The organism is Streptomyces sp. NPDC029169, assembly GCF_055563935.1.
The window spans coordinates 249,420-271,419 of the sequence record NZ_JBVHXA010000007.1 but is presented as its reverse complement, the minus strand read 5'-3'; the positions used below and the strand labels follow the sequence as shown (position 1 = coordinate 271,419).

Annotated in this window: 21 protein-coding genes and 3 tRNA genes; 4 read left to right on the top strand and 20 right to left on the bottom strand. The window is 72.0% G+C overall.

Going from position 1 to position 22,000, the window contains the following annotated elements; all coding sequences use genetic code 11:
• Positions 1-4 precede the first annotated feature (4 nt).
• The 9 genes from ACZ4VI_RS16345 to ACZ4VI_RS16305 all read right to left on the bottom strand — a co-directional run bounded on the left by ACZ4VI_RS16345 (position 5) and on the right by ACZ4VI_RS16305 (position 6,395).
• Positions 5-1,540, bottom strand: coding sequence for a sensor histidine kinase (locus ACZ4VI_RS16345; protein WP_467999868.1), 1,536 nt, complete (start codon positions 1,538-1,540; stop codon positions 5-7).
• A gap of 8 nt (positions 1,541-1,548) precedes the next feature.
• Positions 1,549-2,295, bottom strand: coding sequence for a response regulator transcription factor (locus ACZ4VI_RS16340; protein ID WP_467999867.1), 747 nt, complete (start codon positions 2,293-2,295; stop codon positions 1,549-1,551).
• Between the two features lie 73 nt (positions 2,296-2,368).
• The gene (locus tag ACZ4VI_RS16335; protein ID WP_467999866.1) at positions 2,369-3,262 is read right to left on the bottom strand and encodes an amidohydrolase family protein; all 894 of its coding nucleotides are present in this window, start codon (positions 3,260-3,262) and stop codon (positions 2,369-2,371) included.
• Positions 3,249-3,584 carry an antibiotic biosynthesis monooxygenase family protein gene (locus tag ACZ4VI_RS16330; protein ID WP_467999865.1) on the bottom strand — a complete coding sequence of 112 codons (336 nt, stop codon included), beginning with the start codon at positions 3,582-3,584 and terminating at the stop codon, positions 3,249-3,251. The genes ACZ4VI_RS16335 and ACZ4VI_RS16330 overlap by 14 nt, the downstream gene beginning before the upstream one ends.
• A 73-nt stretch (positions 3,585-3,657) precedes the next feature.
• Positions 3,658-4,506, bottom strand: coding sequence for a DUF2797 domain-containing protein (locus tag ACZ4VI_RS16325; RefSeq protein WP_467999864.1), 849 nt, complete (start codon positions 4,504-4,506; stop codon positions 3,658-3,660).
• A gap of 67 nt (positions 4,507-4,573) precedes the next feature.
• Entirely contained in the window at positions 4,574-5,434 is an 861-nt protein-coding gene (locus tag ACZ4VI_RS16320; RefSeq protein ID WP_467999863.1) for a BRO-N domain-containing protein, read from the bottom strand.
• A gap of 87 nt (positions 5,435-5,521) precedes the next feature.
• Positions 5,522-5,887 (bottom strand): PH domain-containing protein, encoded by a 366-nt coding sequence (locus tag ACZ4VI_RS16315; protein ID WP_467999862.1) that lies wholly within the window; start codon positions 5,885-5,887, stop codon positions 5,522-5,524.
• A 115-nt stretch (positions 5,888-6,002) separates the two neighbouring features.
• Positions 6,003-6,075 (bottom strand) — tRNA-Arg (locus ACZ4VI_RS16310).
• Between the two features lie 229 nt (positions 6,076-6,304).
• A tRNA-Ser gene (locus tag ACZ4VI_RS16305) sits at positions 6,305-6,395 on the bottom strand.
• Positions 6,396-6,691: 296 nt separating this feature from the next.
• Between ACZ4VI_RS16305 and ACZ4VI_RS16300 the strand changes: the two genes are divergently transcribed.
• Both ACZ4VI_RS16300 and ACZ4VI_RS16295 read left to right on the top strand, forming a co-directional pair.
• Positions 6,692-7,123, top strand: a complete 432-nt coding sequence (locus tag ACZ4VI_RS16300) for an SSI family serine proteinase inhibitor (RefSeq protein WP_467999861.1) — start codon at positions 6,692-6,694, stop codon at positions 7,121-7,123.
• 160 nt (positions 7,124-7,283) lie between these two features.
• Positions 7,284-10,886: a response regulator gene (locus tag ACZ4VI_RS16295; RefSeq protein WP_467999860.1), complete on the top strand. Its 3,603-nt coding sequence runs from the start codon at positions 7,284-7,286 to the stop codon at positions 10,884-10,886.
• Positions 10,887-10,940: 54 nt separating this feature from the next.
• Here ACZ4VI_RS16295 and ACZ4VI_RS16290 read toward each other — a convergent pair whose 3' ends face one another.
• The 9 genes from ACZ4VI_RS16290 to ACZ4VI_RS16250 all read right to left on the bottom strand — a co-directional run bounded on the left by ACZ4VI_RS16290 (position 10,941) and on the right by ACZ4VI_RS16250 (position 19,878).
• A complete protein-coding gene (locus ACZ4VI_RS16290; protein ID WP_467999859.1) occupies positions 10,941-12,593 on the bottom strand; it encodes a long-chain fatty acid--CoA ligase in 1,653 nt (550 codons plus the stop codon).
• A gap of 136 nt (positions 12,594-12,729) precedes the next feature.
• The gene (locus ACZ4VI_RS16285; protein WP_467999987.1) at positions 12,730-13,263 is read right to left on the bottom strand and encodes a SigE family RNA polymerase sigma factor; all 534 of its coding nucleotides are present in this window, start codon (positions 13,261-13,263) and stop codon (positions 12,730-12,732) included.
• Between the two features lie 232 nt (positions 13,264-13,495).
• Entirely contained in the window at positions 13,496-14,410 is a 915-nt protein-coding gene (locus ACZ4VI_RS16280) for a DUF1906 domain-containing protein (RefSeq protein ID WP_467999858.1), read from the bottom strand.
• A gap of 52 nt (positions 14,411-14,462) precedes the next feature.
• Positions 14,463-15,629, bottom strand: coding sequence for a lipid-transfer protein (locus tag ACZ4VI_RS16275; RefSeq protein WP_467999857.1), 1,167 nt, complete (start codon positions 15,627-15,629; stop codon positions 14,463-14,465).
• A complete protein-coding gene (locus ACZ4VI_RS16270) occupies positions 15,626-16,129 on the bottom strand; it encodes a MaoC family dehydratase (RefSeq protein WP_467999856.1) in 504 nt (167 codons plus the stop codon). Before ACZ4VI_RS16270 ends, ACZ4VI_RS16275 begins: the two co-directional genes overlap by 4 nt.
• A complete protein-coding gene (locus ACZ4VI_RS16265) occupies positions 16,126-17,157 on the bottom strand; it encodes an acyl-CoA dehydrogenase family protein (protein ID WP_467999855.1) in 1,032 nt (343 codons plus the stop codon). The genes ACZ4VI_RS16270 and ACZ4VI_RS16265 overlap by 4 nt, the downstream gene beginning before the upstream one ends.
• Before the next feature lies 1 nt (position 17,158).
• Positions 17,159-18,097 (bottom strand): bifunctional MaoC family dehydratase N-terminal/OB-fold nucleic acid binding domain-containing protein, encoded by a 939-nt coding sequence (locus ACZ4VI_RS16260; RefSeq protein WP_467999854.1) that lies wholly within the window; start codon positions 18,095-18,097, stop codon positions 17,159-17,161.
• Positions 18,094-19,260, bottom strand: coding sequence for an acyl-CoA dehydrogenase family protein (locus tag ACZ4VI_RS16255; protein ID WP_467999853.1), 1,167 nt, complete (start codon positions 19,258-19,260; stop codon positions 18,094-18,096). The genes ACZ4VI_RS16260 and ACZ4VI_RS16255 overlap by 4 nt, the downstream gene beginning before the upstream one ends.
• Positions 19,261-19,569: 309 nt before the next feature.
• Positions 19,570-19,878, bottom strand: a complete 309-nt coding sequence (locus ACZ4VI_RS16250) for a hypothetical protein (protein WP_467999852.1) — start codon at positions 19,876-19,878, stop codon at positions 19,570-19,572.
• A gap of 340 nt (positions 19,879-20,218) precedes the next feature.
• Between ACZ4VI_RS16250 and ACZ4VI_RS16245 the strand changes: the two genes are divergently transcribed.
• Positions 20,219-21,127 carry a bifunctional DNA primase/polymerase gene (locus ACZ4VI_RS16245; RefSeq protein ID WP_467999851.1) on the top strand — a complete coding sequence of 303 codons (909 nt, stop codon included), beginning with the start codon at positions 20,219-20,221 and terminating at the stop codon, positions 21,125-21,127.
• Between the two features lie 24 nt (positions 21,128-21,151).
• Here the strand turns inward: ACZ4VI_RS16245 and ACZ4VI_RS16240 are convergent.
• Together ACZ4VI_RS16240 and ACZ4VI_RS16235 are read right to left on the bottom strand one after the other, a co-directional pair.
• Positions 21,152-21,238 (bottom strand) — tRNA-Ser (locus ACZ4VI_RS16240).
• A gap of 153 nt (positions 21,239-21,391) precedes the next feature.
• Complete coding sequence (locus ACZ4VI_RS16235; RefSeq protein WP_467999850.1) at positions 21,392-21,640, bottom strand: hypothetical protein; 249 nt, start codon at positions 21,638-21,640, stop codon at positions 21,392-21,394.
• Positions 21,641-21,723: 83 nt separating this feature from the next.
• Here ACZ4VI_RS16235 and ACZ4VI_RS16230 point away from each other — a divergent pair, with 83 nt between their 5' ends.
• Positions 21,724-21,999, top strand: coding sequence for a hypothetical protein (locus tag ACZ4VI_RS16230; RefSeq protein WP_467999849.1), 276 nt, complete (start codon positions 21,724-21,726; stop codon positions 21,997-21,999).
• Position 22,000 lies beyond the last annotated feature (1 nt).

Sequence of the window (22,000 nt, the reverse complement as noted above, 5' to 3'; positions counted from 1 at the left end):
GCTGTCACGGCTGTGTGATGAGCCTGTGCCCTGCCTGTGAGTCGAGGGGAATCCTGACCGTGAAGACGGTCCGCCCCGGGACGCTGGTGACATCGACGTCCCCGCCGTGGGCCGTGGCGACCGCGCGGACGATGGCGAGGCCGAGCCCGGTACTGCTCGCGCCGCCGTCGGCGTGCCGCGTCCGGGAGGCGTCTCCGCGAGCGAACCGCTCGAAGACGCAGGGAAGCAGCTCGGCCGGGATCCCCGGCCCGTCGTCCTCGATCTCGACGAGGGCGTGGCCGTCCTCCGCTCGTACGCGTGCCGTGACGGTCGTGCCGGGCGGGGTGTGGGTACAGGCGTTGCCGAGGAGGTTGACCAGCACCTGGTGGAGGCGCGCACCGTCGCCGCGTACGGTCACGGCCGAATCGGGGAGTTCGAGCCGCCACTTGTGGTCCTGCCCTGCCGCGCGGGCGTCGGAGAGCGCGTCCACGACCAAGGGAGCGAGATCAGTGCTCTCGTACGAGAGCGGGCGTCCGGCGTCGAGGCGGGCGAGGAGCAGCAGGTCCTCCACGAGCCCCGTCATCCGGGTCGCCTCGGACTCGATCCGCCCGAGCGCGTGCCGGGTGTCGGGCCCGCACTCCTCCCGGCCGCGCCGGGTCAGCTCCGCGTACCCGCGGATCGAGGCGAGCGGCGTCCGCAGCTCGTGGCTGGCGTCCGCGACGAACTGTCGTACCCGGGTCTCGCTCTGCTGGCGGGCGTGGAGCGCGGAGTGGACATGGTCGAGCATCCGGTTGATGGCCGCCCCGACCTGCCCGACCTCGGTCCGCGGATCGGCCTCGGGGACACGGTGGTGGAGGGCCGGTTCGCCGCTGTGCAGGGGCAGTTCGGAGACCTGGGTGGCGGTCGCGGCGACCCGCCGCAACGGCCGGAGCGCGATCCCGACCAGCGCGCCGCCGGCGAGCGACGCGGCGACGAGACCGGCGCCGGTGACGCTCACCTCGACGAGGACGAGGGTGGAGAGGGAGCCCTGGAGCTCGGCGAGCGGGAGCCCGACGAGGACGTCGCCGTTGCCCCCGGAGACGTACGCGACCCGGTAGTCGCCTAGGTCCGGCAGCTCGACGGTGTGCGGCCGGCCGTCGCGCACCACCTCGCCCAGGGCGGCGCGCTGCGCCTCGTCGAGCGGGGTGCTCGTGGCCTTCGGCCCGTACCCGTCCTGCTCGACCTCGACGGACCGCTCGGCGGTTCCCAGCGTGCCGCCGTCCACGACCACTGCGCCGACCGTGCCGAGCGGGGCGCCGGGCCCGAGCACGAAGGCGAGCGGGTCACCGTCGGGCTCGTGGGAGCGCAGGGAGGGCGGCGGCCCCATGGCGCGGGCCGAGACGCTCCGCAGCCGCTCATCGGCCTGGTCGTAGAGGTACGAGCGGTACGCGATCGTCGTCACCGTCCCGATCACGGCGGCGACGATCGCGATCAGGCTGACGGCGGAGACGACGAGCCGGGTCCGGAGGGACCAGGAGCGAGGGGAGCGGAGGCGGCGGGAGGACCGGGGCCGGCGGAACATCGGGCGCCCTACTCCCCCGGCTTGATCAGATAACCCGCCCCGCGCCGCGTGTGGATCATCGGGGAGCGCCCGGCGTCGATCTTCCGCCGCAGGTAGGAGATGTACAGCTCGACGACGTTGGCCTGGCCGCCGAAGTCGTACGACCACACCCGGTCGAGGATCTGCGCCTTGCTGAGCACCCGGCGCGGATTGCGCATGAGGTAGCGCAGCAGCTCGAACTCGGTCGCGGTGAGGTGGATCGACTCGCCGCCACGCGTGACCTCGTGGCTGTCCTCGTCCAGGGTCAGGTCCCCGACGACGAGCAGCGACTCGCTGCGCGCCTGGGCGGCGCCGGAGCGCCGGATCAGCCCGCGCAGCCGCGCGACGACCTCCTCCAGACTGAACGGCTTGGTGACGTAGTCGTCGCCGCCGGCCGTGAGCCCGGCGATCCGGTCCTCGACGGCGTCCTTGGCGGTCAGGAACAGCACGGGCACGTCGGGCAGCTCGCGCCGCAGCCGGCCGAGCAGCGAGAGCCCGTCCATGTCGGGCAGCATCATGTCGAGGAGCACGGCGTCGGGCCGGAACTCCCGTGCCGCGCGCAGCGCCCCGGCCCCGTCGCCCGCGCTGTCGACCTGCCAGCCCTCGTAGCGCAGGGCCATGGAGAGCAGCTCGGCGAGCGAGGCCTCGTCATCCACGACGAGAACGCGGACGGCGGAGCCGTCGGGCCGGAGCATGTCGGTGCGCGTGGCGCGCCCCTGGGGCTTCGTCGCAGTCATACGGCCACGCTGGCCGGAGGTACTGAGAGCTCCCTTTCCCCTACCTGTGAATTCCCTGAGAAACCTAAGGAACCTAAGGAACCTGGGGAACCTGGGGAACCTGGGGGAAGAGCGCGGCGCCGTTCTCGTACAGCACCCGGCGCAGCCAGTCGTCCCCAAGGCCGAGCCGCTCCAGTGCCTGGAGCTGGTGAAGGTACGGATAGGGGATGTTCGGGAAGTCGGAGCCGAGGAGAACGCGGTCCTGGAGCGCCCTCAGCCGGGGGAGCTCGGCGAGGGGGAAGGCCGCGAGGGCTTCGGTGAAGTCGGTGAAGGCCATGGTGGTGTCGAGGTGGACGCCTTCGTACCGCTCGGCGAGGTCGAGGAAGTCGGCGTACTCGGGCATCCCCATGTGCGCGACGATCAGCCGCAGCCGGGGATGGCGGGCGAGGAGCCGCTCGACGGGCCCGGGCCCGGTGAACCTGCCGGGGGCGGGCCCGGAGCCGCAGTGGATGACGACGGGCACGCGGGCGTCGGCGAGGAGTCCCCAACTGTCGCCCAGGAGCGGATCGTTGGGATCGAACCCGCCGACCTGAAGGTGCACCTTGAAGACGCGGGCCCCGCCGTCGATCGCGTGGCGTACGTATCCGGTGGCGCCGGCCTCGGGGTAGAGGGTGGCGGTGCGCAGGCAGCCGGGCGTACGGGCGGCAAAGTCGGCGGCCCAGCTGTTGAGCCACTGGGCCATGCCGGCCTTGTGCGGATAGAGCATCGAGGTGAAGGCGAGCACCCCGAACTCCCGGAGGATCGCGACCCGTCGGTCCTCCTCCTCGCGGTAGGTGATGGGCCACTCCATGCCGGTCGTGGGGCCGACGGCGTCGAAGTAGGCCCAGACCTTGTCGAGGACGTTCTGGGGCATGAAGTGGGTGTGGACGTCGACGAGCCCGGGGATCCCGAGCTGCTGAACGAACTCGCGGGGGTCATCCCTTGTCAAAGCCGTAACTCCGCTCGACCTTGCCGATGTGGACGCTGTAGCTCTCGTACCAGTGCTTCCGGCCGTGACGCTTGGCGGCCTGGTGCTCGGCGTGGTCCCGCCAGGCGTCGAGGGAGTCGAGGTCGCGGAAGTAGGCGACGGTGATGCCGATGCCGCCGGGCGTGCGGGCGGACTCGTAGCCGAGGAAGCCGGGGACGTCCTTGACGAGGTCCCGCATACGGGCGTTGGTCTCGGCGTAGCCCTCGGGGGCGTCGGGGCGGATCGAGGTGAAGACAGCGGTGTAGTAGGGCGGTTCGAGGCCCGCCACCAGGCTCTGGGTCATGTGGATCACCCTCCGTCGGGCGGGGTGGGCGTGTCCATAAGGGCCGCCGGAAGGGATCCAAGTCTTTACTCCGTCACGTCGGGAACAGCCCGTCCTGGACGTCGTTGTTCGCCTTCCTCACGGGCACGGTGACGGACGGCGTACCGCCGGCCTCCACCGCGACGAGCCCCCAGCCACGCATCACACGGGTGTCGAGGGCGAGACAGCGCCCCAAGGAGTCGAGAAGGTGCAGGTCGGGCCCGGCGGCGGCGAGGAGACGTCCGGCGACGACACTGTCGTCGCGGAGCTCGGTGACGGTTCCGTAGAGGGCGGGCAGGGCGTCGAGCCCGAACGCCTCAGCGTGGTCGTACGCGCGGAACTCCAGCCGCTCCAGGGTCTCGGTCCAGCCCGCGAGCCCGGTGGCCCGCCCGTACAGCTCCTCGATCTCGCGCCGGCGGGCGTCGGGGGCGGGCAGGGCGTGCCGTACGGCGCGCTTCTGGGCGTACGGGATCCGGTCGGGCACCTTGAGGGCGTGCCGCAGCAGTTCCTCGGTCCGCCGGGCGGCCATGAGCGGCCCGCGCCCGAGCCAGCTGAAGGCGACGGCCCCCTGCTCCAGGAGCCGGGCGGCGCCGCGCTCCTCGGCCGTGATCCCGACCTTGGTCATCCCGGGCCCGAACCAGGCGAGGTACACGCGGTACGGCCGGGGGTCGTCGGCGATGGTGTCGGCGGCGACCGAGTGGGCCCGGTCGAGCCGCGCGCACTCGGGGCACTGCCCGCCGGTGGCGCGCGGGGGAACGGTCGCGGCGAGCGGACACGGATTCCCACGGGCGCCGGCGCACAGCCGCTGCCCGACGGCACGGAAGGCGAGCCGCTGCCCGTACGTGAGCGTGGACACGCGCCCGCCCTCCCAGCGAAGCCCGGGCACACCCCCGCTCCACCGCATCCCGGCACACCGCCACACCACGCGCTCGCTCCACCTGCTCTCGTCTTACACCCCAGTCTCCTACCTCCTACGGCAGCACGTAGATCCTCGCCCCGTCGCCGGCGTACCCGCTCTCCCTCACGCACCCCCGCTCGACAAGCAACCCGACACAGTCCTGCACGCGCTCGACCGCGAGCCCGGTCCGTCGCGCGATCTCCTCCAGCCGATACCGCGCCCCGCCGCGCACGAGCGCGGGCGCGAGATAAGCGGCGACGGCGTGCACGTCCCCGGTGACGGCGAGGTTGTCGGCCTGCCAGGAGGCGAGGAGCTCCTGGGGGGTCATGACGGGCCGGGTGCGCTGGGCGGGAACGGAGAGACGTTCGAGGGAGACGGCGATACGGGAGAGACTGCGGTTCTGCTCCCGCATGAGCGAGATGCGCTCGGACTCGCGAGCGGCGAACTCCTCGTCCATCCGCAGGTTCCGCTCCTCGAGCCGCACGATGATGTCGGCGACGGCCTGGGGCATGACGTATCCGGGCTGCACGGGAGACGGTTCGAGGGCGTAGGAACCGTCCCGCTGGACGGTGGCGATGACGTCGGAGACCCAGGCTTTGAAGGGGGCGCACTCGGGTTTGGTGCAGGCGTTGACGAGCTGGATGAGCCCTTGGAGATTCACCATACGCATCGACTTCTTGAAGCCGTGACCTGCGATGTTGCACGAAGCGTCTACCCCATAGACGCTTCGTGCAACATCACCGAGTGTCATGTGGCTCTCTTTCGCCACATGCACAAGCAGTGCCTGCCGGGTGTTCACGTACCCCAACTGCTTCGCGACATCAACGGCCGGGAACCAATGCGTCCCGTCCGGCATCGTCAGCCTCCGTACACGCGCGCCCGTCGCCGCGTACACGAAGTCGTTGATGTCGATCGCGTCCTTCTGCTCGTCCATCGAGCATCACCTCCACGAGGGAAGCTAGGCCGATGGCATATTCAATTGTCATGAAATCGGGGGACGTTCACCCGATCGAGGAAGGCCCTACCGCGCCACGAACTGCGTCAGGATCGCCTGCACCTCGTAGATGTCGACGCCCTTGGTGAAGGTCTTCTGGACGGGGACCGAGTTGCCGGAGATCCAGATCTTCAGCTCGGCGTCCAGGTCGAACGTGCCGGCGGTCTCGACGGCGAAGTGGGTGATGCTCCGGTACGGGATCGAGTGGTACTCGACCTTCTTGCCGGTGATGCCCTGCTTGTCGACGAGCACGAGCCGCCGGTCGGTGAAGAAGATGGTGTCGCGGATCAGCAGATACGCGGCGTGCACCTGCTCCCCCTGCCCGAGCAGCCGCGCGTACTCCTGCTGCGCCTGCGCCGGGTCGATCTTGTGTGCGTTTCCGAAGAGCGCCATGCCCCAAACCCCCACGGTTCGATGAAAGAACGATCTTCAGACTAACCCGGCGGCGCCCTGTTCGGCCCTAAACGCAAGAGGCCCCGGACTCTCGTCCGGGGCCTCTTGCCTGCTGTGCACTCGGCAGGATTCGAACCTGCAACCTTCTGATCCGTAGTCAGATGCTCTATCCGTTAAGCTACGAGTGCTTGTGCTTCTCGGCTTTTTTCTTGCCGGTCGGCGTTGCGTGGACAACATTACATGACCTGCGCCGTAGCGCGAAATCCATTAGCCAGACCCCCTCTGACCTGCGAAAACGCCATTCGGGGGCCTCCCCGTCACCCCGGCGCGACCGCCGGACGGGTGACCCCTGAGGCCGTCATCCGGAGCCGGAACGGCCGAAGCCCCGGCCTTGGGGGCCGGGGCTTCGGGGTGGGGCGGAGGCGGAGGGATTTGAACCCTCGATGGGCTTTAAGACCCAAACCGCATTAGCAGTGCGGCGCCATAGACCGGACTAGGCGACGCCTCCATGCACCTCGCGCGGGCGCGATTGGTGCGTGCAGATGATGACACAGGCGAGCCTGGTGTCACCAATCGCTTCTCACCGTACTAGGCCTCCGGGGCGGAGAGCAAAGCCCGTCGGCGCACCCCGCTTGCGCAACGAACGGCAGTACGGAGCGTTAGAGGAGACGGGTCCCGCCCGGCCGGCCCAGCCGCCCGACGGGCCGGGCCCGCGCCCACCGTCCCACCGGCCCCACCGCCTTACCGGCCCACCGGCCACCGGCCACCGGCCCCACCGCCCCACCCTCCTCCCCTGGAGTTCGTATGCTGCGCCGCCTCGTCCTCGCCACCCTCGCCACCACCACCGCCGGCCTCGGCGGGCTCGGGCCGCTGCCGCCCCTGCCCCTCCTCGGCTCGCCCTCGCCCGACGCGCTCACCGTCAAGATCAGCAAGAGCGGGCACCGGAACGCCGACGGCACGTTCAGGCTGGAGTGCGGCGACCGGGCCGGTGGGGACCACCCGGCGGCCGAGGGCGCGTGCGAGCGGCTCGCCGGGTACGCGAAGGCGGGCAAGGACCCGTTCGCGCCGGTCGGGAAGGACCGGTTCTGTTCCCTCCAGCACGGCGGTCCCGTCCTCGCACACATCACCGGCAAGTGGCAGGGACGGCCCGTCGACGCCCGCTTCTCCCGGGCCAACGGATGCGAGATCGAGCGGTGGGAGAACCTGGAGCCCGTACTGCCCCACGTGCGGGGATGACGTGTGGATGACGTTCGGATGTTGCTGCGGGCACACGACCTCCCCCCGCGACCGCCGGGGCTGCCTTTAGACTCCCTCTCAGTGACAGGCTGCGGCCCGAGGGGCAAGATGGGGCCGGCCAGCCGGGCAAGGTGCAGTGGGTCAGGGAGGAAGCGTCGTCGTGAGCAGCAGGCCATCCCGAGGCGCTGCTCGCCTCGCAGCCATACTTGACGCTCTCCCCGACGGCCTCGTGCTCGTCAACTGCAACGGGACGGTCGTCAACGCCAACACCATCGCCCTCGGCATGTTCGAGACCCCCGGCACCGCTCTCGTCGGCCGCGGGCTGCTCGACCTCCTGCCCGGGTTCGACTCGCGGCTGATCCCCGGCTCCATGCGGCGCCCCGAGGCCGCCGACGAGCGGGGCCGTACGAAACCGGCCCGGATGATCGCCCGCCGTACGGACGGCAGCGAATTCGCCGTCGAGGTGACCAGCGCCAGCCTGGAGGACGGGCGCGAGGCCTACGACTCGTACAGCTCCTACACCGGCGACGAGCTGCTCATGCTCGTCGTCCGCGACCTCACCGGCACGCTCGACACCGAGGCCGAACTGGCCCGCTCGCAGCGCCAGACCGAGATGATCCTGCGCGCCGCCGCCGAGGGAGTCGTCGGCACGGACACCGACGGACGCGTCGTCCTCGTCAACCCCGCCGCCGCGCAGATCCTCGGCTTCCGGGCCAGCGATCTCGGGGGCAAGGAGCTGCACCCGCTGATCCTGCACTCGCGGCCGGACGGCGAACCGTTCGCGTACGAGGAGTCGCCGCTCGCCGACACCCTCAAGTCGGGGCGCAAGCACCGGGTCCGCGGTCAGGTGCTGTGGGCGAAGAACGGTTCGCAGGTGCCGGTCGACCTCACGACCGCGCCGGTACGGGACGGGGACCAGCTCGTCGGCGCGGTGATGACCTTCACCGACCGCCGGCCGTACGAGCAGCTCACCACCGAGCACGCGGCCGAGCTGGCCGCTCTCACCGAGAAGCACGCCGCCGAACTCGCCGAGCTGAAGAAGAGCCATGAGGAGCGGGCCGAGCAGGACAAGGAGCGGTACGCCTCCCTCGCCGCCCGGCACGAGCAGCTGACGGCCGTCCTCGGCGAGTCGCTGCGCGGGCCGCTGGAGGAGCTGCGTACGGAGCTCGCCACCCTCGCCGCCGACGACGCCGGGCAGCTGTGGCCCGAGGCCAACCAGCTCCTGCACCACCTGGCCGCCGGCTACGCCCGGATGACCACCCTCGTCGACAACGTCCTCGGCTACCAGCGGCTGAACGCCGGGGCCGAGTCGCTCGCCAAGTCCGTCGTCCTGCTCGACGGCGTCGTGACGGCCGGCGTCGACGGGGCCGTGGAGCTCATCGGGCCGGGGCGCGCCCAGTTCGCCGTGCACGCCCCGCCGATCGAGGCCGAGGTGGACGCGGCGCGCCTCGCGACCGCGCTCGCCCATCTCGTCGCGGACGTGGCCGGGGTCGACTCCACCGGCAAGGCCCGGGTCGTCCCGGGTGCCGGGTACGCCGACTCCACGATCGTGGTGGCCGCCGCGCAGCGCGGCGATGTCGTACGGATCGAGGTCCGCGGGCCGTACGCCGGCGGCGACCCCGTCCACCAGCCCATCGTCCGTGGCATCGTGACCGCGCACGGCGGTGTGGTGCAGACGCACGAGGTGCCGGGGATGAGCGGCAGCGCGTACGTCCTCGAGGTGCCGCTCGGCGCCGGGAAGGGCACGGTCACGCCCCCGCCGCCCGCTCCGTCCACTCCGTCCGCTCCGGAGACGCCCTCTTCCGCAGGTGCGGCGCTCGCGCTGCCCGCGCAGGCCTCGGACACCAACGGCGGCGGACGGCGGCGCGCCCGACGGCCGTCCACCGACGCCTTCCTGGAGAGCTCGGTCGCCCCCCAGGGAACGGGTGCCGGTGCCCGTGCCGTGGAGCCGACCGGGCGTCGCCGGGGCCGTACGGAAGAGGCTCCGGCCGCTCACGCCGAGCTGATCCCCGCCCAGAACGCGGGCACGACGAGCGGTGCGCCCGCCGCCGTCGAGCCGACCGGGCGCCGTCGCGGGCGCCCCGCCGAGGGCGCCGTCGTGACCGCGGCCGAGGGCGCGCAGGGCCGTGCCGCGCTCGGGCTCGGCGGCACCGTGCCCCCGCAGGGTGTGCCCGTACCCGCGCAGGGCGTGCCCGCCGAGGCTCCCGCCCTCGCCCGGGCGCTGCCCGCCGTGGCGGACAGCGAGCAGCCCACGGGACGGCGCGCGCGCCGGGCGCTCGCGGCGCAGGAGCGGACCGCGGCCGCCGAGGCCGGACCGCGTACGCCGTTCGCGCTGCCCCCGGCCGACGCGGACCGCGCCCCGGAACCGGAGACTGCGCAGCCGCAGCCCGTACCGCAGTCGATGCCCATGCCCCTGTCCGTGAGCGACGAGGGGCAGCACGACGCCGTACGGTCCGTGCCGGACGCCGACCACACGCCCCCGCAGCCGCACCCGTTGCCCGAGCCGACCGGCCGCCGCCGCAACCCGGGCGCGCCGCAGGAGACCCGGAGCGGTACCGGCACCGGATCCGTACCGCTGCCGCCGGAGGTCCCCGCACCCGCACCCGCACCCGCACCCGCACCTGTATCAGCGCCGCAGGACGGGACGCAGGGCGGGCGGGCGTTCAGCGTGCGGACGCTCGGGCAGGGCGTGCCCTTCGCCCAGCAGTTCGCCGCGCAGCAGAGCGGGCAGACCACCCCGCCCGCCGGGACCAACGGCTCCGGGCGGCGGCGCAAGCTCGCCACTCCGCCCGACGGTGACCGCCCGGCCCCCGCGGCCGTCACCCCGGCCCCGACGGCCCCGACCGCCCCCAAGGCACCCGTGGAGCCCGCCGCCAAGCCGCACCCGCAGCCCAAGCTGGCCCCTCCGGCTCCCGAGGGCCGCGCGTACGCGATAGGAGCTCCCGCCGAGGGCGCCGAGGGGCCCGAGCCGCTCGACGGTCCGGGCGGCGCGGTCGAGGTCGCCAACCAGCCGGCGCCGCGGCCCGTCGACGACGAGCTGCCCCCGGAGCCCCTGGACAACCCGCGCCGGCTGCTCGTCTGGCCCGCGCCGGACGTCTCCACCCAGCAGGCGCTGAGCGACCGCGGCTACCGTCCGGTGATCGTCCACTCCCGCGAGGAGGTCGACGCCCAGATCGCCGCCTTCCCGGCCGCGCTCTTCGTCGACCCGCTGACCGGGCCCATCACCCGTACGGCCCTCCAGTCGCTCCGCCAGGCCGCCGTCGCCGCCGAGGTGCCCGTGCTGCTCGCGGCCGGGCTCGGACAGGCCGGCCGGGAGGCCGCGTACGGCGCCGATCCCGCCGTACTCCTCAAGGCGCTGGCGCCCCGCGACAGCGAACAGCACCCGTCGCGCGTGCTGCTCATCGAGGAGAACGACGACATCGCGCAGGCGCTCGCGGCGACCCTGGAGCGGCGCGGGATGCAGGTCGCGCGGGCGGCGGCGGACACCGACGCGGTCGCGCTGGCCACGCAGATCCGGCCGAACCTGGTGGTGATGGACCTGATGCAGGTCCGCCGTCGCCGCGCCGGGATCATCGACTGGCTGCGCGCGAACGGGCAGTTGAACCGTACGCCGCTCGTCGTCTACACCTCCGCCGGGCTCGACGAGGAGGAGCTGCCGAAGCTGTCCTCCGGCGAGACGGTCCTCTTCCTTGCCGAACGCTCCACGAGCGACGAGGTGCAGGCCCGGATCGTCGACCTGCTCGCGAAGATCGGCACCAACTGAGCCGACGGGAAAGGGGGAGCGGCCGTAACCGCTCCCCCCTCTCGCCCGTCGGAACTACAGCTCGGTCACGTCCAGCTCGCCCTCCGCGTACTGCTTGCGGATCACCTTCTTGTCGAACTTGCCGACGCTCGTCTTCGGCACCGCCGGCACGATCGCCCAGCGCTCCGGGAGCTGCCACTTGGCGATCCCGCCCTCGGTGGCGAGGAAGTCCCTGAGCGTAGCGTAGTCGGCCGTCGAGCCCTCCTTGAGGACGACGGTCGCCAGCGGCCGCTCGCCCCACTTCTCGTCCGGCACGGCGACGACGGCGGCCTCGGCGACCTCCGGGTGCGCCATGATCGCGTTCTCGAGCTCGACGCTCGAGATCCACTCGCCGCCGGACTTGATGACGTCCTTGGCGCGGTCGGTGAGGGTGAGGTAGCCGTCGGGGCTGATCACGCCGACGTCGCCGGTCTTCAGCCAGCCGTCCTCGCTGAACTTGTCGGCCGGGCGGATCGCCTCGCCGTCGGCGCCGCCGAAGTACGAGCCCGCGATCCAGGTGCCGCGGACCTCCAGCTCACCGGCCGACTCACCGTCCCAGGGCAGGCGTTCGCCGCCGGGGCCGACCAGCCGGGCCTCGACGCCGGCCGGGAAGCGGCCCTGCGTGACGCGGTACGGCCACTCCTGCTCCTCGGTCAGTCCGGCCGGCGGGTGGGCCATGGTGCCGAGCGGGGAGGTCTCCGTCATGCCCCAGGCGTGGCAGAGGCGGACGCCGAGCCGGTCGTACGCCTCCATGAGGGAGGGCGGACAGGCCGCGCCGCCGATGGTGACCTGCCGCATGGAGGTGAGGTCGCGCGGGTTGGCGGTGACCTCGGCGAGCAGGCCCTGCCAGATGGTGGGGACGGCGGCGGCGTGGCTCGGCTTCTCGCGCTCGATCATCTCGGCGAGCGGGGCGGGCTGCAGGAACCGGTCCGGCATGAGCATGTTGATGCCGGTCATGAAGGTGGCGTGCGGCAGGCCCCAGGCGTTGACGTGGAACTGCGGGACGACGACGAGGGTGGTGTCCTTGTCCGTCAGGCCCATCGACTCGGCCATGTTGACCTGCATGGAGTGCAGGTAGATCGAGCGGTGGGAGTAGACGACGCCCTTGGGGTCGCCGGTGGTGCCGGAGGTGTAGCACATGGCGGCGGCCGAACGCTCGTCAAGCTCGGGCCAGTCGAACGTGGTGGGGCGGCCCGCGATCAGCTCCTCGTAGTCGTGCACGCGGGGCGTCACGCCGTCCAGGACGGAACGGTCGCCGGGGCCCGCGACCACGATGTGCTCGATCGTCGGCAGGTGCGGGAGGAGCGGGGCGAGGAGGGGGAGCAGCGAACCGTTGACGATGACCACCCGGTCGTCGGCGTGGTTGACGATGAAGACCAGCTGCTCGGGGGGAAGCCGCAGGTTGAGGGTGTGCAGGACGGCGCCCATGGAGGGGATCGCGAAGTACGCCTCGACGTGCTGCGCGTTGTTCCACATGAGCGTCGCGACCCGCTGGTCTCCGGTGACGCCGAGTTCGTCGCGCAGGGCGTTCGCCAACTGGGTCGCGCGGGCGCCCGTCTCCGCGAAGGTCTGGCGGTGCGGCTCGGGCTCCCCGGTCCAGGTGGTGATGAGGGACTTTCCGTGGATCGTCATCCCGTGATTCAGGATGCGGCTCACAGTCAGCTGTACGTCCTGCATGGTGCTCAGCACGGCGTCCTCCCGGTGGGCGCTACGTGGCAGTAGTAAGGGTGTGCAGATTCTGCGCACGTACCGCTCGGTATGTCACTACCCGGGAGTACGGAAATTGCCAGTGATCGCTGGCACGGGTGAGCTGACCGGCTTCGGGTCAGCGTACGGGGGACAGTTCAGGGTCCTCGCGGAGCTTGCCGAGCGCCCGGGACACCGCGCTCTTGACCGTACCGATCGAGACACCGAGCACCTCGGCCGTCTGCGCCTCGCTGAGGTCCTCGTAGTACCGCAGGACCACCATCTGGCGCTGACGCTCGGGGAGCTTCATCACCGCGCGCCACATGGCGTCGTGCAGCACCTGACGCTCGGCCGGGTCCGGCTCGGGCAGCCCGGCGGGCTCCGGGAGCTCCTCGCACGCGAACTCGTCGACCTTGCGCTTGCGCCACTGGGACGTGCGCGTGTTCACCAGCGCGCGCCGGACGTAGCCGTCCAGGGCGCGGTGGTCCTCGATCCGCTCCCAGGCGACGAACGTCTTGGTCAGCGCGGTCTGCAGCAGGTCCTCGGCGTCCGACGGGTTCGCGGTCAGCGAGCGCGCGGTGCGCAGCAGCACGGGCCCGCGCGCCCGTACGTAGGACGAGAACGACGGGTAGCCGGCGGCTGTGGAGGCGCCGACGCAGACGGGGCCGGACAGTGGCGGAGTCATGGCTCCACGCTAGGAGCGGGTACGTGGCGGCGGATCGGCCCCAGGTCCCGAACCGCACTCCCCCTCAGGTTGTAGGGGTGGGGACGGCTGGACCTCCTGAAGGTGGAGGTCCGACGCCCGGGGGCCTCAGGGTCGGTGGCTTGGGGGGCGGGGGCTCGGGGGCGGGGGATCGGGGGGCTCGGGGGTGGGGGGCTCGGGGGTGGGGCTCGGGGGTGGGGGCTCAGGGGCGGGGCTGGACGTGGGCGACCGGGGCGTCGACCGCGTTGCGGTCGATGCTCACGCGGTGGCCGCCGTACGACTCCGTGACATTGCCCGCGTACTGGTGGACGCGGCCGTACTCCCGCCACGCCGTGGACGGCAGGACGGGCTCGGTGAACAGGGCGGGCGTGCCTCCCCAGCGCGCGAACCAGAGCACGGCGGGCAGGTCCTTCGTCCCAGCCTTCCGCGCCTGCTCCATGTGACGCACGCCGGTGTCGGCGCTGCTGTAGAAGCCGGGCAGGTAACCGAGGCGGCGGACCTCTCGGTTCCAGGCGCGGACGAAGAGCAGGGTCGTGGCGGCGCAGGCGAGGTCGGTGATCTCATAGGCCTCCATGTCGAGGTAGAGCGGACTGGACGGGGCGATGCCCAGGGCGTCGGCGGTCCGGACGGCCTCGGCCGCCTCCTTGGTGCCCTGGGCCCACGGCGTACGGCCGATGGGGGTGTCCTTCTTGTGCTCGGCGATCACACAGGGCGCCTGGGAGCCGACGAACAGGGGCAGCAGCTGCCAGCCCATCGTGTGCACCTCGGCGATCCAGGCCGCGTTGAGATGCCGCTGGGTGAGGCAGCCCCGGCCCCGGCCACCGAAGTAGACGCCGACGGCCCCGTACGGGGAGGCCTGCCAGGCCCTTATGACGGCGAGGGACGGGGCCTCACAGGTGTCGAAGGCCCGCCCGAGGAAACGGAGGCCGGAGCGGGGCTCGACGGGTGCGGGCCCGGGCGCGGGGGCAGGAGCGGGTGCGGGGGCAGAGGCGGGCGCGGGGGCAGGGTCCTTCGGCGGGGCGGCCAGGACCGCGACCGCGAGCGCGGCCACCAGGGCGGAGGCGGCTGCCCGTACGGCGCGGTGGCGGGGCCTCGCGACGGCCTGGGAGCTTTTCATGGGGCGAGTGAAGTGCGCCCCACCCCCGTCGGCCACCGCTCCGGCCGTGGCCTCAGCCGTCCGCGCCCAGGATCAACCCGGACGTGGGAACCCCGGTGCCCGCCGTGACCAGTGCCCTGGCCACTCCGGGTATCTGGTTCACGGACGTGCCCCGCACCTGCCGAACGGCCTCCGCGATCCCGTTCATCCCGTGCAGATACGCCTCCCCCAACTGGCCCCCGTGCGTGTTCAGCGGCAGCGCGTCCGCCGCGACGAAGTCGGCCGCCTCCCCAGGCCCGCAGAACCCGAACTCCTCCAGCTGCATGAGGACGAACGGGGTGAAGTGGTCGTAGAGGATGCCGACGTCCATGTCCCCGGGCGCGAGCCCCGAGGTCTGCCACAACTGCCGGGCGACCACGCCCATCTCGGGCAGGCCGGTCAGGTCGTCGCGATAGAAGCTGGTCATCGCCTCCTGGCCGCGTCCGGCTCCCTGGGCGGCGGCGACGATCACCGCGGGCGGGTGACGCAGATCCCGGGCGCGCTCGGCGGAGGTGACGACGATCGCCTGCCCGCCGTCGGTCTCCTGGCAGCAGTCGAGGAGCCGGAGCGGCTCGACGATCCACCGCGAGGCGGCGTGGTCGGCAAGCGTGATCGGTTTCCCGTAGAAGTACGCGGCGGGGTTGGTGGCCGCGTACCGGCGGTCGGTGACGGCGACATGGCCGAAGGCGTCCGGGGTCAGGCCGTAGGTGTGGAGATACCGCTGGGCGACCATGGCGACCCAGGACGCCGGGGTGAGCAGCCCGAAGGGGAGCTGCCAGCCGAGCGCGGCGCCCTCGGCGGAGGGCTCGCGCTGCTGGACGCCCGAGCCGAAGCGGCGCCCCGAGCGTTCGTTGAACGCCCGGTAGCAGACGACGACTTCGGCGACCCCGGCGGCCACGGCGAGGGCTGCCTGCTGGACGGTGGCGCAGGCCGCCCCGCCGCCGTAGTGGACGCGGGAGAAGAACGACAGCTCGCCGATGCCGGCCGCCTGGGCGACGGTGATCTCCGGGCTGGTGTCCATGCTGAAGGTGACCAGGCCGTCGACGTCGGCGGGGGCAAGACCGGCGTCGTCGAGAGCCGCGTGCACCGCTTCCACGGCCAGTTTGAGCTCGCTGCGGCCGGAGTCCTTGGAGAACTCGGTCGCACCGATCCCGGCGACGGCGGCGCGCCCCCCGAGCCGATCAGCCCTCCTGATGCTCATGCCCCCGCCTCCTTCGACTCCGGCCCTGACTCCGACTGCGACTCGGGCCCCGGCCCCGACTGCGACTGCGACTGCGACTCCGGCTCCGGCTCCGGCCCCGGCTCCGGCTCCGGCTCCGGCTCCGGGAGGGTGACGGTCACGGTGCCGGTGACGTGGTGACCGAGCCCGTTGGCACCGACCACCCGCACCTGGGCCGTGGCGCCGTCGACCCCGGTGACCGTCCCCGTCAACGTCATCGTGTCCCCCGGATAGTTGGGCGCACCGAGCCGTATCGCCACCTTGCGCAGCACCGCCCCGGGGCCGAGCCGGTCGGTGATGTACCGCCCGACCAGGCCGTTGGTCGTCAGGATGTTCATGAAGATGTCCGGGGAGCCCTTCGCCCTGGCCAGCTCCGCGTCGTGGTGCACGTCCTGGTAGTCCCGGGAGGCGACGGCCCCGGCGACGATCAGGGTGCGGGTGATCGGGATCTCCAGCGGCGCCAGCGTGTCCCCAGCCTTCATGAGAGCTCTCCGTTCGCGATCAGGTCACCGAGTTCGGCGAGGAGTTCGGTACCGCAGCCGAGATACGCGTCGAGCTGTCTGCCCCAGAGGAAGTGCCGGTGGACGGGGTGGTCGAGGTCGGCCCCCATGCCGCCGTGCAGATGCTGGCCCGCATGGACGACCCGCTTCCCCGCCTCCGACGCCCACCAGGCGGCCGTCAGGGCGTGCGCGGCGGCCGGCAAGGCCTCGTCGTGGCGCCAGGCCGCCTCGTAGACGGTCACCCGGATCGCCTCGGTGTCCATATGGGCGTCGGCGGCCCGGAGCTGGACGGCCTGGTGGGTGGAGAGGGGGCGCCCGAACTGCTCCCGTACCGAGGTGTACGCGACGGCCCGGGCGAGCGAGCCGGCGCAGACCCCGGCCTGGAGCCCCGCGAACACGATCCGGGCCATGGCCAGCACGTCCGCGCAGGCTTCCGCGCCGCCCCCGATCCGCTCGCCCCGCGCGCCGTCGAGGACGAGCCGGCCGGCGGCCCAGGGGGCGGTGAGTTCGACGGGCTCCACGGAGGCTTCCGCCGTGGGCACGAGCCAGAGCGCGGCGTCCTGGTCCGGTACGAGGACGTGCGTGGCGTCCCTGAGCCAGGGCACCCAGTCCACCGCCCCGGCGAGACGGCCGTCCCCCTCGGCCCGTACGTGTCCGGCGGGCGGGAACGCCCCGGTCGCCACCGCCGTACCGTCCCGGAGCCCCGCCAACAGCCGCTCCCGCTGCTCCTCCGTGCCGTGCCGGGCGATGGCGAGGAGGCCGAACACCCCGCTCGCGGCGAGCGGCACCTGCGCCGTCGTCCGCCCCTGTTCCTCGGCCAGCAGCACGAGGCCCAGCAGCCCGGTCTCCTCCACCGCCCCCGGCAGTCCGGCCGCGCACAGGGCCTTCCACAGCTCGGCGTCCGTACCCGTGCCGGCCGCCGCGAGCCGCTCGTGCGTGGCGAGATCGCCGAAGATCCGCGCCGCGAGCTCCTGCGCCGCGGCCTGCTCCTCCGTGGGTGTGAAGTCCATGTCAGCCCTCACCGCCGTCCTGCGCCCGGAACACGGGCAGCTCCAGCTCCTCATCCACGCGGAGGAACTCCAGCCGGACCGGCATCCCGATCCGGACCTTGTCGTACGGCACACCGACCACGTTGCTGATCATCCGTACACCTTCGGCCAGTTCGATCAGCCCGACCGCGTAGGGCGGGTCGAAGGCTGGGAAGGGCGGGTGGTGCATCACCACGTACGAGAAGACGGTCCCGGCGCCACTCGCCTCCACCGTGTCCCACTCCTGCGAGCCGCAGGCGTTGCACCCGGGCAGCCAGGGGAAGCGGAGCGTCGCGCAGGCCTCGCAGCGCTGGATGAGCAGCCGGTGCGCGCCCACACCCTCCCAGAACCCGGCGTTGTCCCGGTTGACGACCGGCCGGGGCCGCCTGGCCTTGGGCTCGCCGGTCCCCTTCGGTTTCGGTGCCGCCGGGGCGTACTTGAGGATGCGGAAGCGGTGGGTTCCCGCGAGCTCGCCGCCGGCCCGGACGTCCATCCGGGTCGTGACGAAGTGCCCCGTCCCGAGCTTGGTGGTCTTGCGCTCCGATACCGATTCGATCAGCGCGTCGAAGGTGATCGCGTCGCCCGGACGCAGCTGCCGCGGATACTCCTGCTCGCAGTCGGTGGCGACCACGGAGGTGTACCCCGCCTCGTCCAGCAGCACGAGCAGCTCGTCGTACGGCCCGGACCGGTTGCTGTGGCCGGACAGGCCGCCCATCGTCCACGCCTGGAGCATGGTCGGCGGCGCGACGGCGTCCGGCCCGCGGTAGGCCGGGTCGGTGTCGCCCATTGCCTCGCACCAGTGCCTGATCATGGGCTCGTTGACCAGGTCCTTGCCGACGCCCGCGGTGGCGGCGGGCTGTCCTTCGTACGCCTTCAGCCGCTCGTACAGGCCGTCGTACCGGCTGTCGTAGCCGTCACTCATCGCCGCCCCCTTCCCTTCATGCCGAGTCGCATCGTCGCGACGATCTCGCGCTGCACCTCGCTCACCCCTCCCCCGAAGGTGTTGATCTGCGCGGCGCGGTTCATCCGCTCGAGCTCACCGCCGTCGAACTCTCCCGGCGACCCCGACCGCACGAGACCCGCTCCGCCCGCGATCTCCTGACATATTCGGTACACCTCCACCGCCGATTCGGTTCCCGCGAACTTCACCCCGCTCGCGTCTCCGGGGGCCAGCCGGTCCGCCCCCACGTCCCCCACCAGACGCCAGTTGAGCAGGCGCGTTGCCGCGAGCCGGGCATGTGCCTCGGCGGCCCGAATCCGTATCCACGGCTCGTCAATGCGGCGCCGTCCCGTCACCGGATCGGGTGTGCGGGCCCGGCAGAGCGCCGACTTGTAGAAGTCCTCGGCCTGCATGCCGATCGCGGCGAGGGCGACCCGTTCGTGGTTGAGCTGGTTGGTGATCAGCCCCCAGCCGCCGTTCTCCTCCCCGACCAGGTTTCCGGCGGGGACGCGGATGCCGTCGTAGTACGTCGCCGTCGTCGTCAGCCCGCCGACCGTCTCGATCGGCGTCCAGGAGAACCCGGGGGCGTCCGTCGGGACCAGGACGATGGAGATGCCGCGGTGCTTGGGGGCCTCGGGGTCGGTGCGGCAGGCGAGCCAGATCCAGTCGGCGTTCTGGGCGTTCGAGGTGAAGATCTTCTGCCCGTCGATCAGCCAGGAGTCCCCGTCCCGTACGGCTTTCGTGCAGAGGGATGCCAGGTCGGTGCCGGCCTCCGGCTCGCTGTACCCGATGGCGAAGACGGTCTCGCCGCGCAGGATCCGGGGGAGGAAGTACGCCTTCTGCTCCTCGGTCCCGTACTTCATCAGGGTCGGGCCGACGGTGTTGAGCGTGACCATGGAGACGGGGGCGCCGGCCCGGTAGGCCTCGTCGAAGAAGACGAACTGCTCGTCGGGGCCGCGGCCCTGCCCTCCGTACTCCTTCGGCCAGCCGAGCCCTAGCATGCCGTCGCCGCCGATCCGGCGGAGCAGCGCGCGCTGCGCGGCGCTGTCGGCGGGGGGCGGCGGGCCGTCGGGCATCACGTCGCGGAAGTACGCGCGGAGTTCGGCGCGCAGCCGTAGCTGCCGCTCGGTCGGGGCGAGGTGCACGGCGACGGCCTCCCGGGGGGTACGGCTAAGTTTTCTGACTGTCCGTCAGATACCGAACCGGTGTCAAGGTCACGGACGCCACGCACCGGGCCGGTCGCCCGCCCGCACCGATGCCGCCACCCACGCACGCCACCGGACCTCGGCCCGCACACGCACAGCCGCACAGCCGCAGAGCGGGAGCGGCCTGCACACGCAGGAGCGGCCCCCCACACACAGGAGCGGCCTGCGCGCCGACGCCGAAGCGCCGCCGCACAGGCCGCCGTTCACCCCGCGGTCATTCCCCCCGTCGGGCCGGTCCCCAGCTGTCGGCTAGAACCACCAGGGGTAGAAGTTGACCACCGTGTTCGACTGGCCGATCGACGTGAACCCGGAGCCGTTCACACTCGCGGTGTTGTTCTGATTGGAGGCACCGGAGCCGGTCGCCACCTGCTGCGTGGTCGTCGAGTTGCCGAAGTTGTCGCCGCCCACGCCGCTGCCGATGATGCTGGCGACGCTCGTGTTCGATCCGTCGTCCGCGAAGCCGCCGTTGTCGGCCTGCGCGACGCCGGTGAAGAGTGCGGCGGCCAGGGGCAGCGCGGCGGCAGCGGCGAGAACGCGGGCGGTACGGATGCTTGCCATGTCTTTTCCTCCGTTGAGCTGAGCTGAAACTGAAGTGCTGTGGCACTGAAGTACTGCTTGCACCAAGGCAGTTGGCCGACCGCCTCGGTCGTTGTGCTCGACGTCGCGACTCCAGAGTTGCCCACACAATCCCCGGCGAACCACCCCTGAGCGGCTGATTCCCCCTCAAGCGTGAGGACAAGTCGATAAACCACCTGCGCGCCCCGAAAGGCGCACTTCCCCCCGGTGGAGACGATTCCGAACCGCTGGAGCCGCGCCATGGCAAGGGATGAAGCGTTCCGGCAGATTTTCAGCCAATCCTCCCCTTCCGTTCTTCGAACGCCTGTACGAAACTATTCCCATGGCCACCTCAGACCGGCGCTCCGCCACCCTGGCCCTCGCCCACGCGCTGTCCGCCGCAGAGCGCGGGCTCCCCGTCATCCCCCTGTCCGCCTCCAAGCTCCCCGCCCTGCGCTCACCCCACCGGGACGACCCCGACCCGACCCCCTGCCACGGCGAGTGCGGTCGTCCGGGCCACGGCGTCCACGACGCGACCACCGACCCCACGGCCGTACGAGCGCTGTTCGCCGCCGCGCCCTGGGCCACCGGCTACGGCATCGCCTGCGGGCGCCCGCCGCACCACCTCATCGGCGTCGACCTCGACGTCAAACACGCGGACGCACCCGCGGACGCCACGGCCGAACTGCGCCACCTCGCGCTCGAGCACCTGTTCACGCTGCCGCCCACAGTCACCGTCCTCACCCCGAGCGGCGGCCGCCACCTCTGGCTGACAGGCCCGCCGGACGTCGTCGTCCCGAACTCTGCGAGCCGCCTCGCCCCCGGCATCGACATCCGCGGCGCCGGCGGCTACCTGGTGGGACCGGGCTCGGTCACCGCCAAGGGCGCGTACCGGCTTGCTCCGGGCAGCGAGAACCTCGACCCCGCGCCCTGCCCCCGCGCCCTCCTGGCCCTGATCGCGCCCCCCACACCACCCCCGCGCCCCCATGGCACCCCCACGGGCCCCCGCCACGGCCGCGGCCTGGTCCACTTCGTCCGCACCGCCCACGAGGGCCAGCGCAACACCCGCCTGTTCTGGGCGGCCTGCCGCGCCTACGAGAACGGCCTCGGCGACGCCCTCGCCGAAGCCCTCACCACAGCGGCCGTCCACACGGGCCTGACCGAACACGAGGCCCGCACGACGATCCTCTCGGCGTCCCGCCTCACCCAGAACGCCGAAAGCGCGCCCCCGAACCGGGAGCGCGCCCTCTGACGTGCTGTTTCTCTGACCTGCAAGCGGTGGGTGTGGGATTTGAACCCACGGAGACATCGCTGCCTCGACGGTTTTCAAGACCGTTCCCTTAGGCCGCTCGGGCAACCCACCCACGCCCCGCCTCACCTGCCGCGGAGCGGGCAACAGCCTACCGGCTGGGCGCCTCCGGCATGGAAGTCTGACCACAGGTTGACCACGGGCGGTCTGAGCTGACCACGGAGGCGGCTCCCACGAGTCTGCCACGCCGCCGGACCGGCCTCGGGATCAGGACGTCTGCGCACCGTCCTCGCGCCGCGCCGAGGGCAGCAGGAGGACCCTCTCGGGGTGCTGCTCGCCGGAGACGCTGCCATCCACGCCAAGGTCGACACGAGCCGACTCGTGGAAGGCGTTGATCGCACGGAACACGGCACGGTTCCGCTCGCGCCATTCCTCCAGGCTCCCCTCGACCTTGCCGTTGGCCTGCCAGTCGACCTGGAGGGCGACGGCGTTCAGCTCGTGCTGCCCGCCTGCCACACTGGCGCCGTGCGCGCGTCGCGGCAGGCGACGCCGAGGGGGAAGGAGCTGATCGCGGGATGCCCCGATGGATAATTCTGGCCGTGCCTGTCGACGGCGTGTCAGAGACAGATCGTGACGCGCGGACCGTTGCGGAGTTCGAAGGCAGCACGGACGAGGCGGAGGCGGCTCTCCTGCAGGCGGCGCACACCTACGAGCACAGTCTCTGGAAGGTGCGCCGCCGCGAAATCTTCAAGTCTTCCAGCAGGTCCTGCTTCATTCGCATCCAGGGTCGTCTGTCAACGTACGGCTTCCTCATCCAGCTTGCCGAGCTGATCCACGACTCCGACACGAAGCAACCGGTCAATCCTTCTGCTTGAG